23 protein-coding genes are annotated in these 21,948 nt (G+C 29.2%); 9 read left to right on the forward strand and 14 right to left on the reverse strand.

Features of this window, described 5'->3' with window-relative positions; translation table 11 throughout:
* Positions 1 to 17: 17 nt before the first annotated feature.
* From SR62_RS05480 to SR62_RS05545, 14 genes are all read right to left on the reverse strand, one after another.
* Positions 18 to 410, reverse strand: a complete 393-nt coding sequence (locus SR62_RS05480; RefSeq protein WP_002866134.1) for a chemotaxis response regulator CheY — start codon at positions 408 to 410, stop codon at positions 18 to 20.
* Positions 411 to 522: 112 nt separating this feature from the next.
* A complete protein-coding gene (locus SR62_RS05485; protein WP_002891907.1) occupies positions 523 to 1,416 on the reverse strand; it encodes a PDC sensor domain-containing protein in 894 nt (297 codons plus the stop codon).
* Positions 1,416 to 3,188: a UDP-N-acetylglucosamine 4,6-dehydratase (configuration-retaining) gene (gene pglF / locus SR62_RS05490; RefSeq protein WP_002866136.1), complete on the reverse strand. Its 1,773-nt coding sequence runs from the start codon at positions 3,186 to 3,188 to the stop codon at positions 1,416 to 1,418. Before pglF ends, SR62_RS05485 begins: the two co-directional genes overlap by 1 nt.
* Before the next feature lies 1 nt (position 3,189).
* Positions 3,190 to 4,350: a UDP-N-acetylbacillosamine transaminase gene (pglE, locus tag SR62_RS05495; RefSeq protein WP_002891904.1), complete on the reverse strand. Its 1,161-nt coding sequence runs from the start codon at positions 4,348 to 4,350 to the stop codon at positions 3,190 to 3,192.
* Positions 4,351 to 4,447: 97 nt separating this feature from the next.
* Positions 4,448 to 5,038, reverse strand: a complete 591-nt coding sequence (gene pglD, locus SR62_RS05500; RefSeq protein WP_032603994.1) for a UDP-N-acetylbacillosamine N-acetyltransferase — start codon at positions 5,036 to 5,038, stop codon at positions 4,448 to 4,450.
* Positions 5,025 to 5,627 carry an undecaprenyl phosphate N,N'-diacetylbacillosamine 1-phosphate transferase gene (gene pglC / locus SR62_RS05505; protein WP_002891898.1) on the reverse strand — a complete coding sequence of 201 codons (603 nt, stop codon included), beginning with the start codon at positions 5,625 to 5,627 and terminating at the stop codon, positions 5,025 to 5,027. Before pglC ends, pglD begins: the two co-directional genes overlap by 14 nt.
* The gene (gene pglA / locus SR62_RS05510; protein ID WP_002891895.1) at positions 5,620 to 6,750 is read right to left on the reverse strand and encodes a N,N'-diacetylbacillosaminyl-diphospho-undecaprenol alpha-1,3-N-acetylgalactosaminyltransferase; all 1,131 of its coding nucleotides are present in this window, start codon (positions 6,748 to 6,750) and stop codon (positions 5,620 to 5,622) included. Before pglA ends, pglC begins: the two co-directional genes overlap by 8 nt.
* Positions 6,751 to 6,759: 9 nt before the next feature.
* Positions 6,760 to 8,901, reverse strand: coding sequence for an undecaprenyl-diphosphooligosaccharide--protein glycotransferase (pglB, locus tag SR62_RS05515; protein ID WP_002891892.1), 2,142 nt, complete (start codon positions 8,899 to 8,901; stop codon positions 6,760 to 6,762).
* Positions 8,902 to 8,904: 3 nt separating this feature from the next.
* A complete protein-coding gene (pglJ, locus tag SR62_RS05520) occupies positions 8,905 to 10,002 on the reverse strand; it encodes an N-acetylgalactosamine-N,N'-diacetylbacillosaminyl-diphospho-undecaprenol 4-alpha-N-acetylgalactosaminyltransferase (protein ID WP_002891890.1) in 1,098 nt (365 codons plus the stop codon).
* Positions 9,990 to 10,919, reverse strand: a complete 930-nt coding sequence (gene pglI, locus SR62_RS05525) for a GalNAc(5)-diNAcBac-PP-undecaprenol beta-1,3-glucosyltransferase (protein ID WP_002891888.1) — start codon at positions 10,917 to 10,919, stop codon at positions 9,990 to 9,992. Before pglI ends, pglJ begins: the two co-directional genes overlap by 13 nt.
* A complete protein-coding gene (gene pglH, locus SR62_RS05530; protein WP_074484151.1) occupies positions 10,912 to 11,991 on the reverse strand; it encodes a GalNAc-alpha-(1->4)-GalNAc-alpha-(1->3)-diNAcBac-PP-undecaprenol alpha-1,4-N-acetyl-D-galactosaminyltransferase in 1,080 nt (359 codons plus the stop codon). The genes pglI and pglH overlap by 8 nt, the downstream gene beginning before the upstream one ends.
* The gene (gene pglK / locus SR62_RS05535) at positions 11,988 to 13,682 is read right to left on the reverse strand and encodes an ABC-type lipopolysaccharide transporter PglK (protein ID WP_147502297.1); all 1,695 of its coding nucleotides are present in this window, start codon (positions 13,680 to 13,682) and stop codon (positions 11,988 to 11,990) included. Before pglK ends, pglH begins: the two co-directional genes overlap by 4 nt.
* Positions 13,676 to 14,662 (reverse strand): UDP-glucose 4-epimerase GalE, encoded by a 987-nt coding sequence (gene galE / locus SR62_RS05540; RefSeq protein ID WP_052778503.1) that lies wholly within the window; start codon positions 14,660 to 14,662, stop codon positions 13,676 to 13,678. The genes pglK and galE overlap by 7 nt, the downstream gene beginning before the upstream one ends.
* Before the next feature lie 58 nt (positions 14,663 to 14,720).
* Positions 14,721 to 15,515 carry a 3'-5' exonuclease gene (locus SR62_RS05545; protein ID WP_002860221.1) on the reverse strand — a complete coding sequence of 265 codons (795 nt, stop codon included), beginning with the start codon at positions 15,513 to 15,515 and terminating at the stop codon, positions 14,721 to 14,723.
* A 66-nt stretch (positions 15,516 to 15,581) separates the two neighbouring features.
* On the opposite strand from SR62_RS05545, the gene waaC reads away from it, so the two are divergent.
* Genes waaC through SR62_RS05590 form a run of 9 tightly spaced genes read left to right on the forward strand, consistent with a single transcriptional unit; the run spans position 15,582 to position 21,932 of the window.
* A complete protein-coding gene (gene waaC, locus SR62_RS05550) occupies positions 15,582 to 16,610 on the forward strand; it encodes a lipopolysaccharide heptosyltransferase I (RefSeq protein WP_002876134.1) in 1,029 nt (342 codons plus the stop codon).
* Positions 16,600 to 17,478 carry a lipid A biosynthesis lauroyl acyltransferase HtrB gene (gene htrB, locus SR62_RS05555; RefSeq protein WP_147502298.1) on the forward strand — a complete coding sequence of 293 codons (879 nt, stop codon included), beginning with the start codon at positions 16,600 to 16,602 and terminating at the stop codon, positions 17,476 to 17,478. The genes waaC and htrB overlap by 11 nt, the downstream gene beginning before the upstream one ends.
* Positions 17,475 to 18,176: a glycosyltransferase family 2 protein gene (locus SR62_RS05560; protein ID WP_002876132.1), complete on the forward strand. Its 702-nt coding sequence runs from the start codon at positions 17,475 to 17,477 to the stop codon at positions 18,174 to 18,176. Before htrB ends, SR62_RS05560 begins: the two co-directional genes overlap by 4 nt.
* Positions 18,177 to 18,186: 10 nt before the next feature.
* Entirely contained in the window at positions 18,187 to 19,065 is an 879-nt protein-coding gene (rfbA, locus tag SR62_RS05565) for a glucose-1-phosphate thymidylyltransferase RfbA (RefSeq protein ID WP_002869595.1), read from the forward strand.
* Entirely contained in the window at positions 19,065 to 20,096 is a 1,032-nt protein-coding gene (rfbB, locus tag SR62_RS05570) for a dTDP-glucose 4,6-dehydratase (protein WP_147502299.1), read from the forward strand. Before rfbA ends, rfbB begins: the two co-directional genes overlap by 1 nt.
* 2 nt (positions 20,097 to 20,098) lie before the next feature.
* Complete coding sequence (gene wlaRA, locus SR62_RS05575) at positions 20,099 to 20,524, forward strand: class E lipooligosaccharide biosynthesis 3,4-ketoisomerase WlaRA (RefSeq protein WP_002860227.1); 426 nt, start codon at positions 20,099 to 20,101, stop codon at positions 20,522 to 20,524.
* Between the two features lie 21 nt (positions 20,525 to 20,545).
* Positions 20,546 to 20,950, forward strand: coding sequence for a class E lipooligosaccharide biosynthesis 3,4-ketoisomerase WlaRB (wlaRB, locus tag SR62_RS05580; RefSeq protein ID WP_002860228.1), 405 nt, complete (start codon positions 20,546 to 20,548; stop codon positions 20,948 to 20,950).
* A complete protein-coding gene (locus SR62_RS05585) occupies positions 20,940 to 21,383 on the forward strand; it encodes an N-acetyltransferase (protein ID WP_002860229.1) in 444 nt (147 codons plus the stop codon). The genes wlaRB and SR62_RS05585 overlap by 11 nt, the downstream gene beginning before the upstream one ends.
* A 21-nt stretch (positions 21,384 to 21,404) precedes the next feature.
* Positions 21,405 to 21,932: a GNAT family N-acetyltransferase gene (locus tag SR62_RS05590; protein WP_002876185.1), complete on the forward strand. Its 528-nt coding sequence runs from the start codon at positions 21,405 to 21,407 to the stop codon at positions 21,930 to 21,932.
* Positions 21,933 to 21,948: the final 16 nt, after the last annotated feature.

Here is a 21,948-nt window from a genome sequence, read left to right on the forward strand (position 1 = left end):
ATTTTAAAAATCAGCCTTTACTCAGCTGCACCTTCTCCACTTCCTGTTCCTAAAACATCTTCAAGTTTTTCCTTTAAAACTTGTGGAGTAAAAGGTTTTACAATATAGTTATTTACGCCAGCTTTTAAAGCAGTAATCACTTCAGCTTTTCCGCCCTCAGTTGTAACCATGATAATAGGCATATCTTCATATTTTTTCTCTGCTCTTACTTTTTTTACCAACTCCAAGCCATTCATTTCTGGCATATTCCAATCTGTAATTAAAACTTTTACATCTTCATTTTTAGTTAATAAATCCCAAGCTTCAACGCCATGCTCAGCTTCTAAAACATCATCGTGTCCAAGTCTTGTTAGGGTATTTTTAATAATCCTTCTCATAGTAGAACTGTCATCAACAACTAACAATTTCACAATTTCGTCCTTTCAAAGTTTTTATAGTTTTATTTTACCCTTTTTAGCCTTATTAATCAAGCTAAAAAATTTTAAAAAACAGCATTATATCATCTTTTACTTAAATTTTTACTCAAATATTATTATTTTTATACTTAACCGTAAATAAATATACACTTAAACCTAAAAGAAGCAAGCTCACTCCACCGATAAGATAAATCGCATAAATCATCTGAGAAAGATCACCAATAGCAAGTTTAAATACCAACATCAAAGCTTCTATAGCTAAAGCAATGATAATAGAACCCAAAAATCTCACCATGGTTTTTTGAATTCCACCTTCTTCTTTTTTTGTCCTTCCTAATACTTCTTGTTCGATCAAAGTTTTTGCCAAATCAAAAATAGCTAAAGCTAAAGTTATGGCAATGGTACTTTCAAACATATGTTCTATGCCTATAGCTTGATTATCAAAAAGACTAAAAAAACCTTTTTGAAATAAAAAACAAGTAATCACAAATAAAACCAGTGCGAAACAAAAATACACCAAACGACTAAATTGAGTAAAAACAAACTCAAATTTTCCTGCTTGAATAATCTTTAAAATATCTTCAAGCTTGATATCAATACAAACAACAAAAAGCAAGTTATTTTTATCATCGTAAATTGGCATAGAAGCTGTTACGCAAAGTTCATTGTTTAAAACCGAAGGATAAGGATCGCTCAAAACACATCGTTTTAATTTTACAGCTCTATAAAAATAAGAACGAGTACTTCTATCCTCACCCTGCCCTATTTCATGAGCCTTATTTAAGGAAATCGCATTTTCTATTTGCATGCCTGAAATATCTAAAATATACAAAGCATCAAAAACAACAACTTCATGAGCTATTTTATCCAAAGCTGTTTTAATCGTTTCAAGGTGAATATCAGGAAGTTTATTGGGTAGATTTCTTGTTAAAATATAACTCATATAAGCTCTAGCACGATAGCGATTATCTTCAAATCTTTGTATATCTTTTATATACATTATATGCCTTCTTTATTGTGTTTAAATTCAGGTACAATCTTTAATAAAGCCTCTGAAATATCTTCACATATTTGTAAATTTTCTATCTCTTTATTAAGCCAATCAAGATCAACCTTCTCATTCTTTGCTACAAAAATACTCTCATATTGGGTTTTAGCATCATTTTCATCAATCAAAAGCTCTTCATAAAGCTTCTCACCTTTTCTTAAACCTGTGATTTTAATTTCTAAATCATTGCGATTAGAAAGTAAAAGCATTTTTTTAGCTAAATCTATGATTTTCACAGGCTTACCCATATCCAAAACAAAAAGTTCTCCCCCTTTTGCGATAGCTCCAGCTTGCAAAACAAGTTGCACTGCCTCAGCCACAAGCATAAAATAACGCACTATATCAGGGTGTGTTAAAGTTAAAGGCTCATTATTGGCAATTTGTGCTTTAAATTTCGGTATCACACTACCACTAGAACCTAAAACATTACCAAAACGCACACAAGCAACTTCAAAATTTTCATCACTCATACTTAAAGTATAAAGCTCACAAACTCTCTTAGTGCAACCCATAATATTTGTTGGTCGTACTGCTTTATCTGTACTTATCATCACAAATTTAGCTACTTTATTTTCTTTAGCACTGTCGCATAAAATTTTGGTTCCTAAAATATTATTGATTACTGCTGAATGTGGATTTTGTTCGCAAAGAGGCACATGTTTATAAGCGGCTGCATGTAAAATAAGCTCAGGTTTATAAGTTTTTAATACCTCATCTAAACTTTGCTTATCTAAAATACTTAACAAAATAGGAGTAATTTTTTCTTTATATAAATTTAAATCATCATTGATCTTATAAAGATTATACTCACTATGATCAACCATAATAAGATGCTTAGCACCAAATTTAATACATTGCTTACAAAGTTCACTGCCTATAGTTCCACCTGCTCCACTTACCAAAACTACCTTGTCTTTTAAAAAAGCCGCCACAGCACTATCGTCTAAATCTTTTGGTTTTCTAGCAAGCAAGTCTTCTATACTAATATCTCTTGCTTCATTTCTTGTAAAAGAAAATATTTTTACATCACAAATACCATAAGCTACAAGTTCTTCAAAAAGTTTTTTAAGCTCTTCTTGTTCAAGTCTTAAAGCAATAATGGCAGTTTTTACCCCTTGTTCTACATAAGATTTTATTTTTTCTTTTTCTTCTACAACAAATTTATCACAATAAGTCCCTATAAGCTCTTTTCTCGCATCAACTACGCCCACAGGAAAAAGCCCTAAAGAACCTTCTTTTGCGCCTTTTAACAAATGTAAAGCCTTAGAAGTTGCCCCTACTACAATACAAGGAGTTTCTTCTTCTTTCATTTTAGAAGGTTTAAAATCCACAAGCATTCTTTTGCTAATTCTTAAAGTACCTATAAACATATAAGAAAGAACAAAATCTATCACAATAGCACTTCTTGGAAAAGGATTAAAAAAATCACTAAAAAAATAAAAAATAAGAAAAAAACAAAACTCAGCTAAAAGCAAAGCGATAAAAATTTTTCTTGCTTCATTGAGGGAAAAAAATCTCCAAGCTACTTTATAAATTCTAAAAACAAACAAAAATGAAAGTTTTAAAACAAGCAAAATAATAGCAGAAACCATCATGCCATGATAAAAAATACTCGGAATATCTCCACTAAATCTCAAAGAAAAAGCCAGATAAACACTAAGTAAAATTAAAACAATATCTGAAGTTAAAAAAAATGCTAATCTTTTGCTTTTATAAAAAATCATTTTAAGCCTTTATGCTCTTTAAGATCAGTTTTGAAATTTCATAAACATCATCTTTGCTCATCGCCGTACCACTTGGCAAACAAATTCCTTTTTGGAAAAATAACTCACTATTGCCATTAAGATAAGCCTTAACTCCTTTAAATACTTCTTGAGTGTGCATAGCTTTCCATAATGGTCTTGTTTCTATTTGTTCATTTTTCAAATCTTCTATGAGTTTTGAAATTTTTGGATGTAAAGCAATGTTTTTTTGACTGATATTTATATCTTTTTGACAAGAATTAAGTTCATTTTTATCAAAATCAATCAAAGCTGTACTTAACCAGCGATTGCTTCTTGAATTTTCTAATTCATCTAAAAAGCTAAAATACTCTCCTAAAAATTCTTTATACCACTCATAAATTTCTCTTTTTTTAAGCACTCTTTGTTCTAAAACCTCCATTTGCGCTACGCCAATAGCTCCTAAAACATTGCTTAAGCGGTAATTATAACCATAATCTAAATGTTCATAATGCAGACAATTTTCCCTAGCTTGAGTACTATAAAATCTTGCTTTTTCAATCTTTTCTTTATTTTTTCCTATAAGCATACCTCCACCTGAAGTGGTGATAATTTTATTGCCATTATAAGAATAAGCTCCAAATTCTCCAAAAGTTCCTAAAGCTTTATTCTTATAAAAACTTCCTAAAGCTTCAGCAGCATCTTCGATTAAAACAATTTCATTTTCTTTGCAAATTTCAACAATTTCATCCATTTTAGCCGCATTGCCATAAAGATGAGTTAAAATCAATGCTTTTGGTTTTTTTTCACATTCTTTAATAGCAAGCTTTAATAAATCTACATCGATATTATAAGTTTCATCACAATCTATAAATACAGGTTTTGCTTTAAGATAACAAATAGGTGCTACTGAAGCGATAAAAGTAAAAGAAGAAGCCAAAACAATATCATCTTGTTTTACCCCTGCCACCCTCAAAGCTAAATGCAAAGCCGCTGTGGCTGAATTTAAAGCTAAGGCATTTTCACTTTTACTGTAAGCCTTGACACTTTGTTCAAAGCGATTTACAAATTCACCCAAAGGTGCTATATAATTGCTTTTGAAAACTTCTTCTATGTATTTTAATTCATTACCACCCATATGCGGAGGAGAAAGAAAAAATCTCATGATTTATCCTTTGTGTAAAACAAAATTTTTATAAATTGACTCTATTTTACCTAAAAAAATTTACAAAGAATCAAACAAAAATCTTTTTATAATCATTTCATATTTTTCTTTTTGCAGGCACTCCCACAAAAACACCTTTTTCATCTTGACTTTTAACCAAAGTTGCTCCACCACCTAAAATACTATCATCTGCCAAACTTAAATTAGGCAAAACACAAGAATTAATCCCTAAAAAACAATTTTTACCGATTTTTACATTGCCCGCACATTTAGCCCCTACACTCACATGAGAAAATTCCCCTATCATGCATTCATGTTCAATCACACTTGAAGTATTCAAAATCACGCCTTTTTCTATTTTGGCTTTAGCGTTAACTACTACATAAGGCATGATTAAAATTCCTGCATTTTCTTCCACACTTGCACTAGGACTTATAAGCGCGCTTTTATGAATAAGATTAACGATTTTAAAGCCATTTTCTAAAATTTTTTGATAAATCTTTTTTCGAATTTTATTGTTTCCTATGGCTATAAAAACATCATATTTTGGCAAGGTGCTTTCAAATTTCATTCCTTTAAAATCATCTAAAAAAATACATTCTTTATAACCCATATTTTTAGCCACATCTTCGCAAACAAGCCCATGACCACTAGCACCATAAATATAAATTTTTTCAGTTCTTGCCATTAAATTTCTCTGTTGTAACATGACCTTCTTTGCTTACCCCGCTTCGTTTTAAAACCTTTAAGGCTGTTAAAAACATGATTTTTAAATCAAGTAAAAAAGAAATATTTTTCACATAATACACATCAAGTTCGAATTTTTTCTGCCAAGAAATAGCATTTCTACCATTTACCTGAGCCCACCCTGTTATACCTGGACGCACTTTATGACGTAATTTTTGTTCTCCATTATAAAGGGATAAATACTCAACCAAAAGAGGTCTAGGCCCCACAAAACTCATATCCCCTTTTAAAACATTAAAAAGTTGCAAAAGCTCATCCAAACTTAAACTTCTAACAATTTTTCCAAAGGCTTTCAAACGCAATTCATCGCTCAATAACTCACCCTTTTCATCTCTTTCATCACTCATGGTTTTAAATTTATAAATTTTAAAAATTTTTTCATCTAACCCAGGACGATTTTGAGTGAAAATCACACCACCTTGAGTGATTTTTAAAAGTAAAGCAGTGATTAAAATCACCGGAGAAAAAAGTACTAAAAGCACTAAAGCTAAAATAAAATCAAAAATTCTTTTTAAAAATTTCTCATACATTCTTCATTACCCTATCATAAAGTTTTAAATAACGCTGTGCGATATTATTTTCATCATATTGTAAAGCATCTTTGGCAGCATTTTTAGCTAAATTTAATCTTAATTTTTCATCTTCTAATAAAAGTAAAATTTTTTCGCTTAAATCCTTGGCATTTTTTGTTTTTGCCCAAAGTCCATCATAAGCATTAGAAATAGCCTCTACACAACCTTCACAATCGCTCACCACTATAGCCTTGCCGCAAGCTTTTGCCTCCAAAACACTTACAGGAAAGCCTTCTTTATAGCTTGGTAAAACAAAAATATCACAATTTTGCAAAAGCTCGACTATATCACTTCTAGCACCCAAATAATGCACCACGCCAGAGTTTAAAAACTCCAAACTTGCACAAGAAGGATTTTCATCTCTTCCACCAACTAAAACAAAATTTGCTTTGTCTTTTAGCATAGTAGCACTTTCATAAAATTCTTTTACACCCTTATGCCATAAAGCTCTTGCTATCATAAGCACAATGGGTTTTTTATCTATGTTTAAATTTTTCCAAAAAAGCTCTTTTTTTTCCGATTCTACATAAATAGGAAAAAATTTTTTTAAATTGATCCCTACAGATTTTATCACGCAAATTTTATTTTCTTTAAGTCCTAAATTCCGCATAAACTCAGCATTACTTTCATTGACAAAAATAAATTGGTGTGCAAATTTAAAACTTAATTTATAAAGATTATTAATAACAAAACGCACTAAATTTGCCTTAAAACCTTGATCTATATAAAAAGATCCCAAGCCTTCTACTAAGGCAAAACGATAAGGAATTTTTGCCCATTTTGCTGCTAAAATTCCAAAAGTATTGCTTTTATGTGCTGCACTTTGAATAAAATCAAGATTTAAATTTTTCAAAACCTTAGCAAGATAAAAAAAATTCTTTAAAACCACAAAAGGATTTAAACTAACTCTTGAAAACTCATAAACAATTACTTTTAAGCCAAGATCTCTAAGTTTTTGCGTGTATTCATCTTGCGGCACTATAACAAAAACTTCGTCTTTTCTATCTTTTAACGCTTTTATAATAGGCATTCTAAAATGATAAATACTCGCTCCTGCATGTGATAAAAATCCTATTCTCATTTTCAACCCTTAAATTTTAAGTTTAAAAACCTTAGCATCTCTAGAATTAATCACCAAGTCAAATAAATTCTTATCATAATTTCCCAAAAAAAACATTTGCACATAAGCACTATTAAACATGGTTTTATCCATTAAAATAAATTGTGCATAAGGAATAGCACTATCCTTTAAATAAAAAATATAAAACTGAGCCTTATCATCGATTGGAGTGATTTTGTATTCACCTTGTTTAATAGAATTAATCTCTACGATACTATTTACAGAAACCACATTATCACCTATTTTAAAACTTCTAAAATCATCACTTAAAACCACTCCGTTGCTAAGATAAATTTCTCCATTTTTAACATCAAGTGGATAAGCTGTACTAAAAGTAAAAGGTTTATCCAAAACTCCTGTATCTAAATTAATAAAAGAAAAACTAGCCACCGTAGAAAAAATCAAAGACATTCTAGCGGGCATATAAAGATAAATATCACGAGTTTTTGGTGTATCGATTTTAAAATCAGGTTTTGATAATGAAGCTAGAAATAAATCCACATTGCTTTGATTATAATCTTTCATCATGGCTTGTAAAATGTCTGATTTTAAAATATCATTTTGCGGAGCATAAAAGCTTTTTTCTGTATATTCTACACTAAGTCTTGCCATATTAGCTGCAGCTTGTTCATCTTTGCTTAAAGAAAAAGAAGGGAAAAAATTATCCTTACCTAAATGCTTTCCACCATCTACTAAAGTTTTCACATCGCTATAATAACGCACAGGATAACCATAATCCCACCAAGTTACCACATAATCTTCTCTATTGGCTATATTTTTTAATTGATTTAATAATGATGCTTCATTTTGAGAAAAAACTGTTGGCGCTTTATAGTTGTAAATATGGATAAATACTGGAGCCAAAGTCAAAACAATTGCAAAAACAATACAAACATTTGAAGTTAATTGGCTATATTTTTTAACCAATATAGCCTTAAACTCGCTCAATAAAAAACCAAATCCTAAAGCCATTACAGGTACAGAATAAATGGTAAATCTAAGCCCCCCTTTTAAGGCTAAAAAACCAAGCACCAATATAGGTAAAGCCATAATCATACTTTTATGTTTTCTCAAAAGCCATACAAAACCAAACAAAGAAAACAAGAAAACAATTTCACTACCACTAATTCTTCGCATAAATTCGCTAAGATCTACATTTTCAACTTCTTGTATGGTTTGATTGACATTAAAATACATAAAACCCTGCGTTAAATTCGCACTTTCATCACTTCTAAAAATATAAAATTTAAGCTGATAAAGTATAGGATCAACCCCACCACTTAAAATCAAAAATATCAAAGTTGCACTACCTAAAATTCCTATAATCATAAAATTTAAGCGTTTTTGCTCTAAAGCAAATAAAGCAAAAAGTATTACTATAATGGCACTTTGATAAAACCATGCTATATTTGAAAGAGTAAGAGAAGACAAAATCACAGCTATATAAAAAATCTTTTCTTTTCTATGAAAAATAAGTGTATAAATTAAAAAAAGTCCAATTAAAGCTACATTTAAAGTATAACTTGAAGGATACCACCAAAGATAAATTCCTATAAATAACGGCAAGGCAATCAATGAAAAAAAGTCTTTTTTTAAAATCATTCTTACCATAAAAAATAAAATAAACATAGGTAAAACAATTACCAACATATCCGTATCATAATACCCACTCATAGTGCGATTATAATAACTGTTTGCTACACTTGCTAAAAGAGCAGCTACAAAGCCCATTAAAGGACGTTTGTATTCATTAGCTAGTAAAATAATAGGAATCACCACCAAAGAAGATAAAAAAGTACTCATATATAAAATGATACTTTCAAAAGAAAAAGGTGTGATTTTATAAAGCCAATAAGTAAGCGTAGATAAAGAAGATCCATAATAACTCAAATCATTAGGCTGATGAAAACCTGCTATCATATCTCTTGCGCCCTCAGCAAAGGCATAGCCATCGTTTGAAATGATCATTAATTGATTATTGAAAAAATACTCATTAAACTCACTTGCCCACCAAACCCAATAAAACCTGCAAAATACACTAAAAACATAAGCTAATATAATCGTCGCGAACAAAACTAAATAAGGGTTTTTTAAATACTCTTTTTTCAACATCTTTTATCCTAATAAATATTTCAAAGCATCGCGTGCAATTTTTACTTTATCAAAGGCTTTAGCCCTAGTTTTAGCTTTGTTTTTATACGCTTTTCTTAATTTATCGTCTTCAAGCATAGTTTTTAAACCCTGAAACATAGAGTTTTCATTATCTACTTCTACTAAAAGTCCAAATTCATCATCGCCAAAAAGCTCTCTTGCACCACTTTTATGATCAGTGCAAACCACCGCACAAGAACAAGCCAAACTTTCGATTAAAACATTTGAAAAACCTTCAAACACAGAAGCAAAAGCAAAAAATTCGCATTTAGCCATGTATTTATAAGGATTATTATCAAATCCTAAAAGCAAAACCTTTTCTTCTAAATTTAATTCTTTAATCAAAGCTAAAAGCTCATCTTTAAGCACACCTTCACCTAAAATCACAAGCTTTAAATCTGTTTTCAATCTCGCATAAGCACGAATTAATAAAGCATGATTTTTACCTTTATCAAGCCTACCCACACTTAAAATAAATTTATCTTTTAAAGCTATATCTTCAAGAGCTTTTTGCTCTATGTTTTCTAAATCGATGGCATTGTATAAAATTTCACATTTTTTTGGTTTTATACTAAAATTTTGCACTAAATCTTCTAAATTTCCCTTAGAATTAGGCAAGATTAAATCAGCTCTTGGATAAAGTAAAGAAATTAGAAATTTATTTGCCAAAGAATTAAAATTATTTTTCGCATACATCACACTTGGCGTAGTACATTCATTGATCACAAGGCGGGTTTTATTTCCAAACATTCTTGCTATTAAGGCTATATAATTAGGTCGATTTAAAAAAACAAATTCTGTATCAATACCCAAATTGCTGCAAAGTTTTTTGTATTTTAAAGCCAAAAAAGGTAGTTTTAAAAATTTCAAAATAGGATTTTCACTAAGTTTTGAACATTCTAAAAAATGAATTTGACACTCTGGAATTTCATAAGAAATTTTATCATTCATCAAGATCAAATGCACTTCAAATTTCAAACTTAAAATAGGCAATAAAGTCGCCACAACTCTTTCAGCACCACCACTTCCTAAAGAATAAATAAAAATGCCTAATTTTTGCATAAAGCCACCCGAATTTTTGATAATTTTTCAATCATATTATTTGGAATTATACTTAAAATGAGTAATATCAAAGCAGGAGCATTGATTTTTATACTCAGGCTTTTAAACAAACATTTATAAAGGGCTTTATAATTTTTTGCCAGTTTTGCATAATAAGCTGCCATTTTATAATAACTCGCACAAGTTTTTTTATAATCTTTATCCTTACTCATTCTAAGTTCATTTTCTAAAATTTTAGCAAGCTCTAAATATCCCAAATACACTCTATGAGCATTTTTACTCGCACCCAAAGTCACGCTATCTTGCCTAAAAATCCTATAAATCCTAAAAGCCTTATGGATATAAAAACTTTTTTCCTTGTATAAATTTACCCAAAGCGCAGCTTCATTGCCATAAAATTCTTCATTAAAACGCTTGTTTTCAAGTAGAGATTTTTTAAAAACAGAAAAAAACTCTCCGCTAAATTTAGCCATTAAAAAATCTTTTTTAGAAATTTCACTATCTTTTTCCAAGCCCTTACCGCTAAATTCCTTGCTTAAATTTCCTTCTTTTTCTATCAAACAATTTCCAAAAACATGAGCATAACCCTCATTTGCTTTTTGCATCAAGGTACTTAAAGCCCCAGATAAAAGCTCATCATCATCATCTAAAAAAGTTACAAACTCGCCACTTGCTTGATCTAAGCCATTATTTTTATTGCCATTTGGGCCTTGTTTGTAATTTTGATTTAAAAAATACTTAATGCGATCATCATCTTTTTGTAAATTTTGCACCACACTTTTAGTATCATCGCTAGAATTATCATCGCTTACAATAATTTCTAAATCTTTAAAATCTTGATTTTGTATGCTTTTAATAGCCTTTTCTAACAAAACTTGACGATTAAAAGTTGGTACTATCACAGAAAGTTTAGGCATTTTTAACCTCAGCTATAAGCTTAAGCCATTCTTCTTTGATATGAGAAATTTCAAAGTCTTTACACCTTTGTTTGGCATTATTTACAAGTTCTTTTCTAAAATTTTCATCATTTAAAACAAGTTCAAGTTTTTTAGCAAGTGCTATTTCATCATCACAACCTATCAAAAGCCCATCATGATTATCTTTGATTAAATCCTTAGCACCATTATAATAAGAACTTGAAATTCTACAAACCTCAAAATACAAACTTTCAATTAAAACCGTTGGCAAACCCTCTACAAAAGAACAAAGACAAAGCACTTTTGCTTTTTCATAAAGAGTCTTGACATTTTCAACTCGTCCTAAAAAATCAACTTTTATTCCTAAAGATTTTACCTTGTATTCAAGTTCTTGCCTTAACTCTCCATCTCCTGCTATAACAAATTTATAATTTTCTTGCAAATTTTTATCCAAATGCGCTATAGCTTTTAAAAACATTGCAGGGTTTTTGTTGTGATCTAAACGCCCTATAAAAAGAACCAAATTTTCCTTTTCAAAACTAGAATCAAAAGGAATTTCATCGCTAAAATGACAAGGGTTTAATAAAAGCTTAACCCTTTTTACAAATCTTTCATAATACACCTTATCACTGCTTCCAAGCACACTTAAAGCATCACAAAAAGGATAGCTTACCCTTCTTAAAAAACGCCAAGTTTTAGATTTTAAATACGCTTCATTACTATGCTCGCTAATGATGAGTGGAGTTTTAAGTCCTATATTAGCTAGAATACAAGCAATATTAGTCGTATCCAAAAAAGAAATAAAAACATCAGCCTTACTTTCTTTCAAAGCCTTTCTTAAAGCAAAAAATTTCTTAAAACGACTTGCGATTTTATGATAAAGTGTATCAAATCTAAATTGTTCTAAACTTGTAACTTTAACTTCATTTTCAAGCTTATAAAAAGATTCTCCTGCATGAAATTTAATAATACTTACTTCATGCTCTTTACAAAGTGCATTAGCTAAGGTTACTAAAACACGCTCAGCACCTCCTGAATTTAAAGTTGCGATAATAAAGCTTATTTTCATTATTTCTCCTCTTTAAGCTTACCGTGTTCTAAACGATAAACCTTATCACATTGCGTTATCGTAGAAAGGCGATGTGCGATAATAATCATGGTTTTATCTTTAGAAATTTTATAAATTTCATCCATGATTTTTGCTTCACTTTGAGTATCAAGCGCAGAAGTTGCTTCATCAAGCACTAAAATTTCAGGCTCTAAATATAAAGCTCTTGCTATAGCTATGCGTTGTTTTTGTCCACCGCTTAAATTACTCCCTCCATCGCCCACTTTTGTTTGCACTCCTTGAGGTAAATTTTTTATAAAATGCTCTAAATTTGCTTGTTTGATAACCTTATTAAGTTTTTCTTCATCAACCGCATCTCCAAAAGTGATATTTTTAGCTATGCTGTCATTAAAAAGATAGATATTTTGCGGGATATAGCCTATTTTTTGGCGATAATTTTTTGCATTACTTGCATTTAATTTTTGCTTATCAATTAAAATTTGCCCTTCTTTTGGTTTTAAAAGTCCTATGATAAGATCTACTAAGGTACTTTTTCCGCAACCACTCTCCCCTATAAAAGCGATTTTTTCGCCTTTTTTAATGTTTAAGTTAAGATTTTTAAATAAATATTTTTTTCCCTCATAACCAAAGCCAAGGTTGTAAATTTTAAGCTCTTGATTAAAGCTTAATTTTTCCTCGCCCAAATTTTCTTCTTCTTGTCTTAAATTTTGATAAATAATATCCAAAGAAGAATGATAATAAAGCAAATCATGATAACTTGTAATAATACGATTTGCACTTGGCATTAAGCGATAAAGTGCTAAAACAAAAATAGAAATCGTGGATAAAATACCTGAAATATCACTTTCATTTTTCAACACCAAAAATACCACGATAAAAACAAGTACACAAAAACCTATTCCTTCAAGATAAATTCTAGGCACCGCAGCTACACTTTCGTTGGTAATATTTGCTTTAGAAAAAGCTTCACTTTGCGCTTTAAAAAGACTTAATACTCCATCTTCTTTGGTTTTAAGCTTAATAAATTTGAAATTATTTAAATTTGTATTTAAAATTTCAAAGAAATTTTTCATCGCTTCTTCGCGTCTTACTCCTGCTTTTTTAATGATAGGGCTTAAAATTTTCACTAAAATAAAGGCATTTAACACCATAAAAATACTTAAAAATAAAGTGATTTTATAATTAATCAAAAGCATTAAAGCATAAAGCAAAAGCACTACAAAAATTTCACTCATCAAAAGCAAAAATGATGAAATCATAGTGCTTAGATTATAAACTTCCCCTGTAATGGACTTTAAAATTTCAGATTGATTTTTTTGAGTAAATTTTTCATAATTAATATTTAAAAATTTAGAAAAAACCTTATAAGCGATCACATGATAACGCCCTTTAGAAAATCTTGCTAAAAGATGAAAATAATACGCATTTAACAAAGCTCTAAACACATAAAAAACAATAAGCCCCACCCCAAAATAAACAATGATTTCAAAAACAGGGATATTAAGATATTCTTTTAAGCTGATTAAATATTTATTACGATCAAAATAAGAAAAATCACTGGCCAAAGTGATAAAAGGCATTACCAAAGAAATCGCAAAAGTTTCTATAAAAGAAACAAATACTGAAAAAACAAGCAAAAAAAATAAAAAATTTTTATCTTCCTTACTTAAAATAAAAAAAAGTTTTTTTAACACTGTTTTTCCCAATCAAAAGCAGATTTGCAAATAAGCTCTAAATCATCATATTTAGGCTGCCAAGAAGTAAGATTTCTGATTTTACTTGCATCAGAAATCAACACACTAGGATCACCTGCACGGCGTGGGGCAAGTTCTACTTTAAAATCCACTCCACTAACTTTTTTCATCGCTTCAATCACTTCTTTGACACTAAAACCATGCCCATAACCTACATTAAAAACATTACTTTCATTCTCTTGTAAATAATCCAAAGCCGCTAAATGCGCACTTGAAATATCATCTACATGGATAAAATCTCTTATGCAAGCACCATCTTTTGTATCATAATCATCGCCAAATATGAAAAGTTTATCACGTTTTCCTGCGGCACATTCAGCTGCAACTTTTATGAGTAATGTTGCTTTTGGATAGCGTTGTCCTAAAGTATAATCCATACAAGCACCTGCAACATTAAAATATCTTAAAATACAATGCTTAAATTCAGGATTTGCCATACTTGCATCACGCAAAACCTCTTCACTCATAAGCTTACTACGCCCATAAGGATTAATAGGTACCAAAGGGCTTGTTTCGCTCACAACAGGAGTTTGTGGTTCGCCATAAGTGGCTGCCGTTGAAGAAAATATAAATTTATTTACTCCAGTTTGCAAACAAGTTTCGATGAGATTTGTCGTATTAACAGTGTTGTTCATATAATATTTTAAAGGATTTTGCATACTTTCAAAAACTTCAATGCTTGCTGCAAAATGCACAATAGCGTCAAATTTTTCTCTCTCAAACAATGCTTTTACGCCTTGAAAATCACTTAAATCTTGTTCGAAAAATTTAAAAGCTCTTATTTTTTGCAAATCTTCTATTGCGATTTTAGAACCCTTAGAAAGATTATCTAAAACACAAATTTCATGATCTGTTTTTAAAAATTGTCTTAAAGTATGAGAACCTATATAACCTGCACCACCGCTAATAAGAATTTTCATCATCATTCCTTTTTTTAAAAAATGTCAAAAATAAATTTTAATATATTTTCTTAAATACTTAAGATTGAACTTTTGAAATTTCACTCTCACAAGCTTTTGCAAAAACTTCTGTATAGGAACGATCTGATTTTTTTTCACGCAAAAAATCTCTCATATAAGAAAGAAAATCAACATAATCTTCTTCACTAACATTAGCTTTAATAAGTTCATATTTTAAAAAAAGCATATAGGTGTTTAAAACATCACTTTCACAATATTCGTGAATTTTTTCAAGTTCATTTTCATAAAAAAGTTTCATCACCTCATCGCCATGCACATCATATTTTCCTGGCAAACCCACCATAGAGCAAAGTGTATCAAGCTTTATTCCACGCCCATTAGATCCTAAGGATTCTAATAAATCACAATGTTTTAATTCTGAAAATCTTGTTTTATAATTATTCCATTTATCGCTTTGAGTATCTAAATAAGTTGCTGCTTTTAAATTGTATTTTAAAGCCCTTAAAACAAGAACAGGCATATCGAAATTTTTACCATTAAAGCTGACTAATTTTGGCTCATAATTTTCTATAAAATTGAAAAAATTCTCAATCATTTCTTTTTCATTTTGCCCATCAATTTTATTTACTTTGATAAATTTTCCAAAATTATCACTTAAAACCGCACAAATACTGATAATTTTATGATAAGGCAAAGGCAAAAACTCACTCCCACTTTGTTCTTTTTGCCACTGAAGTGCTTTTAAACTTACCTCTAAATCACTTCCTTCAAAACCCAAAGTTTTGCGGATAAGCTCAACATCTGGCACACTCTCACAATCAAAAACACAAATATAACCTTCATTTTTTGCCATTTTTAACCTTTTTTTAAATAATTTCGCTAAAATCATAGCAAAAAATTTTAAAATATTAGGCTTTTAATGAAAATAGCAATTGTTCGTTTGTCAGCACTTGGTGATATTATACAAAGTGCCGTGGTTTTGCAATTTATCAAAAATTTTAAAAAAGATATAGAAATTCATTGGTTTGTAGATGAAAAATTTGAAGGTATACTTAAAAACCATCCTTTAATAGACAAACTCTATGCCCTGCCCTTAAAAGACAAAAAAATTTTAAAAAGCCTAAAAATTCTTCTTAAAGCAAGAAAAAACAACTATAATGCAGTAATAGATCTACAAGGGCTCATAAAATCTGCTATTGTAAGTCGAATTTTAAGTAGAAATAATTTTGGTTTTGATAAAAATAGTCTTAAAGAAAGTTTTGCTCATAATTTCTACAACCAAAAACTTGAGTTAGATTACAATGAAAATGTATTTGTAAGATACTTAAGTCTTACCTCCTTTATGTTAAATACTGATTTTAATGTCAAAAATTTAGCCTTTAAACAAGATATTTTTAGCGTAGATGAAAATTTAAAACAACTCTTAAATAATAAACTCAAACTCGACAAAAACGAAAAAAACATACTCATACATGTGGGCTCAAGTGTAGAAAATAAAATCTATCCTAAAACCAAACTTGCTATACTTTGCAAACTTTTAATCAATGAATTTCAACAAACAAAAATTTGGCTCGCTTGGGGAAATGTAAAAGAATACGAATTTGCTAAAGAGGTTTTAAATCTTAGTGGTATTGATGAAACACATATAGAATTAGCGCCAAAATTTAATCTTGAAGAGCTAATGGCTTTTACAAAAATAATGGATCTTATCATAGGAAATGATAGCGGTCCAACACATTTAGCTTTTGCTTTAAATAAAGCATCTATTACGATTTTTGGTGCAACACCAAGCTACCGCAATGCTTTTCAAACTCATATCAATAAAATCATTAATACAGGTAAAAAAATTCAAAATGCCAAGCATATCGATAAAAGTGATTTTTGTATCACGCGTATAGAAGAAGAAGATATCTTCAAACTTGCCAAAGGCTTACTTAATGAAAAATAGCGATAGAATATATCTTAGTCTTTATTATATTTTGAAATTTTTTGTTACTTTTATGCCTGATTGTATCTTGCATTTTTTAGCTTTGATTGTAGCAAGAATCGCTTTTCATCTTAACAAAAAACACCGCAAAATCATCGATACAAATTTGCAAATCTGTTTTCCTCAATACACTCAAAAAGAACGCGATAAATTGTCTTTAAAAATTTATGAAAATTTTGCTCAATTTGGGATTGATTGTTTGCAAAATCAAAACACCACTAAAGAAAAAATTCTCAATAAAGTAAATTTCATTAATGAAAATTTTCTTATAGATGCTCTAGCTTTAAAGCGTCCTATTATCTTCATAACTGCACACTATGGAAACTGGGAAATTTTAAGCCTTGCTTATGCAGCTAAATATGGTGCAATTTCTATAGTAGGGAAAAAGTTAAAAAGTGAAATTATGTATGAAATTTTAAGCCAAAGTCGCACCCAATTTGACATAGAACTTATCGACAAAAAAGGCGGCATAAGACAAATGCTAAGCGCTCTAAAAAAAGGGAGAACTTTGGGAATTTTAACTGATCAAGACTGCGTAGAAAACGAAAGCGTAAGATTAAAATTTTTTAACAAAGAAGTGAATTATCAAATGGGAGCAAGCCTTATCGCACAAAGAAGCAATGCTTTGATCATCCCTGTTTATGCCTATAAAGAAGAGGGTAAATTTTGCATAGAGTTTTTTAAAGCAAAAGATTCTCAAAATGCAAGTTTAGAAGAACTGACACTTTATCAAGCACAAAGTTGCGAAGAAATGATTAAAAAAAGACCTTGGGAATACTTTTTTTTTCATAGACGCTTTGCTAGTTATAATCAAGGAATATACTCATGAATATTTCAATAGTAATACTAACTTTTAATAGCCAAAAATATCTTCAAGAAGTATTACAAAGTGTTAATTTTGCCAATGAAATTATTTTAATAGATAGCGGAAGCACAGATGATAGTTTAATAATAGCAAAAACTTTTAAAAACGTGAAAATTTTCCATCAAGATTGGCTTGGTTTTGGAAAGCAAAAACAATTTGGAGTTGAAAAAGCAAATAATGATTGGATATTTGTTTTAGATAGTGATGAAGTTTTTACTGAAGAATTAAAAGAGGAAGTATTGCAAATAATTAAAAATCCATCATTTAAAGCATACAAAGTAGCAAGATTAAATTTTTTCTTTGGAGAAACAATAACAAAAATGGGGCTATATCCTGATTATAACATAAGACTATTTCATAAAAAATATGCCAAATTTAATGAAAGAGAAGTTCACGAAAGCATAATCTGTCAAGAAAAAATAGGGAAATTAAAACATCATTTTTTACATTATGCTTATGAAAATATCGAGCAATTTATAGATAAACAAAACAAATACTCAAGTCTAAATCCTAAAAAAAATAACCTTCTTAAAGCTTTAATAAATCCTTATTGGACTTTTTTTAAACTTTATTTTGTAAAATTAGGTTTTTTAGAAGGCAAAAGAGGTTTTATCATAGCAAAGCTTTATGCACAATATACTTTTTGGAAATATATTAAATAGGAGTGCAACAATGAAAGGCATTATTTTAGCTGGAGGTAGTGGAACTAGGCTTTATCCTAGCACATTAACTTTATGCAAGCAACTTTTACCTATATACGATAAACCAATGATTTATTATCCTATGTCTGTTTTAATGCTTGCAAAAATTAAAGAAGTTTTGATTATTTCTACTCCAAAAGATATTGATAGATTTAAAGAGCTATTCAAAGATGGTTCTTTTCTTGGAATGCAAATTCAGTATAAAATTCAAGAGCGTCCAGAAGGTTTAGCGCAAGGACTTATTTTGGCGCAAGATTTTATTCAAAATGATGATATTGCATTAATTTTAGGAGATAATATTTTTTACGGACAAGGCTTTAGTGATATTTTGGAAAATGCAAAAGATGACTTAAAAAAAGGGTTTGCTAGTATTTTTTCTTATCATGTAAAAGATCCAGAAAGATTTGGAGTGGTAGAAATGGATCAAAATGGAAATGTTTTAAGCCTAGAAGAAAAACCCAAAAATCCAAAAAGCAACTATGTGGCAACTGGTTTATATTTTTATAATAATGACGCTATAGATATTGCAAAAAATATAAAACCAAGTGCAAGAGGAGAACTTGAAATAACAGATGTAAATATAGAATATTTAAGGTTAAATAAGCTAAAATCACAACATTTAGGAAGAGGTTTTGCTTGGATTGACACAGGAACTCACGATAGTCTTATAGAAGCTAGTTCGTTTGTGCAAACCATAGAATTAAGGCAGGGTTATAAGATTGCCTGCTTAGAAGAAATAGCCTACAATAACAACTGGATAGATAATGAAACCCTAGAAAAAAGAGCATTGTTACTTTCAAAAAGTAATTATGGTCAATATTTATATAAAATACTTAGTCAAGGAAAATAATGTATATTTTAGTTACTGGCGGAGCTGGTTTTATAGGTAGTAATTTTTTATTATATTTTTTTGAGAAAAATCCAGATGCTAAAATTATAAATTTAGATTTTTTAACATATGCTAGCAATATATCAAATTTAAATAAATTAAAAAATAATCCTAATTATGTATTTATTCAAGGAGATATAAGTGATGTTTTTTTGGTTAATGAAATTTTCAGCAAATATAAAATAAATGCGGTTATAAATTTTGCAGCAGAATCACATGTAGATAATTCTATAAAAAATCCAGATATTTTTATAAAAACAAATATATACGGAACTTGGAATTTATTAAACTCAGCTTATAAAACTTGGTTTCTCGAACCTTTTCTTAAAAAAGACGAATTTAAACAAAGTTTCTTTTATCAAATAAGTACAGATGAAGTTTATGGATCTTTGGAAGAAAATGGAAAATTTACAGAAGATAACGCTTATGCTCCAAATTCCCCTTATTCAGCTTCAAAAGCAAGTGCTGATATGCTTGTTAGAAGTTATCATCATACTTATGGATTAAATGCTGTTATTTCTAATTGTTCTAACAATTACGGACCTTTTCAGCATGATGAAAAACTTATACCTACCATAATAAGAAATGCATTAAATAACGCTCAAATTCCAATATATGGAGATGGTAAGAATATAAGAGATTGGCTATATGTAAAAGATCATTGCGTGGCTATAGAAAGTATTTATAAATATGCTTTTGAAAAGATAAAAGAAAATAATAGCTTTTTTGATGTATTTAATATAGGAACAAATGAAGAATGGCAAAATATAGACATAGCTAATAAAATTTGTTCTTATTTAGATAATGTATTGCCAAAAAATACTTCTTATAAAGAGCAAATTACTTTTGTAAAGGATAGAGCAGGTCATGATAGAAGATATGCCATAGATCCGACAAAATTACAGAGGGTTATAGGTTGGAAAGCACAAGAAAATTTTAATAGCGGTTTAGATAAAACTATACAATGGTATATTAAAAAATACAAGGGTTAAATTTGAACTATACAATATTAAAATTCAAAACCATAAATAGTAAAAATTCAATATTAAATGTCCATCAAAAAGATGTAAATTGTCCATTTGAAATTAAAAGAATTTTTTATATATATGATTTTTTAAATGATTCAATAAGAGGTGATCATGCTAATTTAAATTCAGAATTTATTTTTATAGCTTTAAATGGAAGTTGCGAAATTTTAATAGACGATGGACAAACAAAACAAAAAATAATATTAAATGATAAAACCAAAGGCTTATATATAGATAAAATGATATGGAAACAAATGTATAATTTTTCTAAAGATTGTATTTTATTGGTATTAACAAATACTTATTATGATGAAAAAGAGTATATTTATGATTATAAGTATTTTTGTGAATTAAAAAATAATATAGGGCGGCGGGGGGGGGGTATGCTATAAAAATCATGCCTTAAAAGTGGCATGAAAAATTATAAAATTTTAAAGTTAGATGCCATAAAAGATGATAGAGGTAAATTAGTAGCTTTAGAAAGCAATAAAGAAATTCCATTTGAGATAAAAAGGGTGTATTATATATTTGATACAGATCCAAATTTTCCAAGAGGAGCACATGCACATAAAAATTTAGAGCAAGTGCTTATAATGATGAGTGGTTCTTGTGATATAATACTAAATGATGGAAAAAATTGTGAAAAAATTTGTTTAAATCGTCCTGATATGGGTCTTTATATAGGTAAAAATATGTGGAGAGAAATGAAAAATTTTTCTTATGGAGCAAAATTGCTAGTTTTGGCAAGTGATTTTTATGATGAAAAAGAGTATATAAGAAATTATGATGAATTTTTAAGGAATATTAATGATACATAAAATGTCAGATGTACAAAGTAGTAATATAGGTAAAAATACAAATATATGGCAATTTTGCGTAGTTTTACCTAATGCTAAAATAGGAGATAATTGCAATATATGTTCTCATTGCTTTATAGAAAATGATGTTGTGATTGGAGATAATGTTACGATTAAGTGCGGGGTTCAAATATGGGATGGTATAACAATAGAAGATAATGTTTTTATAGGGCCAAATGTAACATTTTGCAATGATAAATATCCAAAATCAAAACAATATCCAAAAGAATTTTTAAAAACTATAATTAAAAAAGGCGCGAGTATTGGTGCTAATGCGACAATTTTACCAGGTGTAATTATAGGAGAAAATGCAGTGATAGGGGGGGGGGCTATCGTTACAAAAGATATTGCAGCCAATACAACTTATTATTGCAAAATTATTTCAAAACAATAATTTTTTACAAGGATTATGCAAATGAGTGATTTTTGCATAATTGGAAAAAATATTAATATGTATTTAGTTGATGACGAAGATGCTGGATTTATTTTTGAACTCAGAAGTGATGTTGTAAAAAATAAATTTTTAAACAAAATAGATAATGATATAAAAAAGCAAAGAGAATGGATTAGATTATATAAGAAGAGAGAAAAAAATAAAAAAGAATTTTATTTTACAATCAGAAATAAAAATAATGAAAAGTTAGGCCTAGTTAGATTGTATGACTTTATTGACGATTCTTTTTGCTGGGGAAGTTTTATAATAAAACATGGGGTTGCCTTTTATATATCCATAGAGGTTGTTATGAATGTGTATGAATTCGCATTTTATAATTTAGGTTTTAATGCTAGTCATTTTGATGTAAGAAAAGATAACGATAGAGTTGTAGCCTTTCATAAAAAATTTGGTGCTAAAATTATTAAAGAAGATGTTGATAATTTTTATTTTAACATTTCAAAACAAGAATATGAAATTGCAAAAGAAAAATATAAGAAATATCTATAAATAGTCTAAAATATTA

This window comes from Campylobacter sp. 2014D-0258 (genome assembly GCF_008000495.1).
Taxonomy (GTDB): Bacteria; Campylobacterota; Campylobacteria; order Campylobacterales; family Campylobacteraceae; genus Campylobacter_D; species Campylobacter_D jejuni.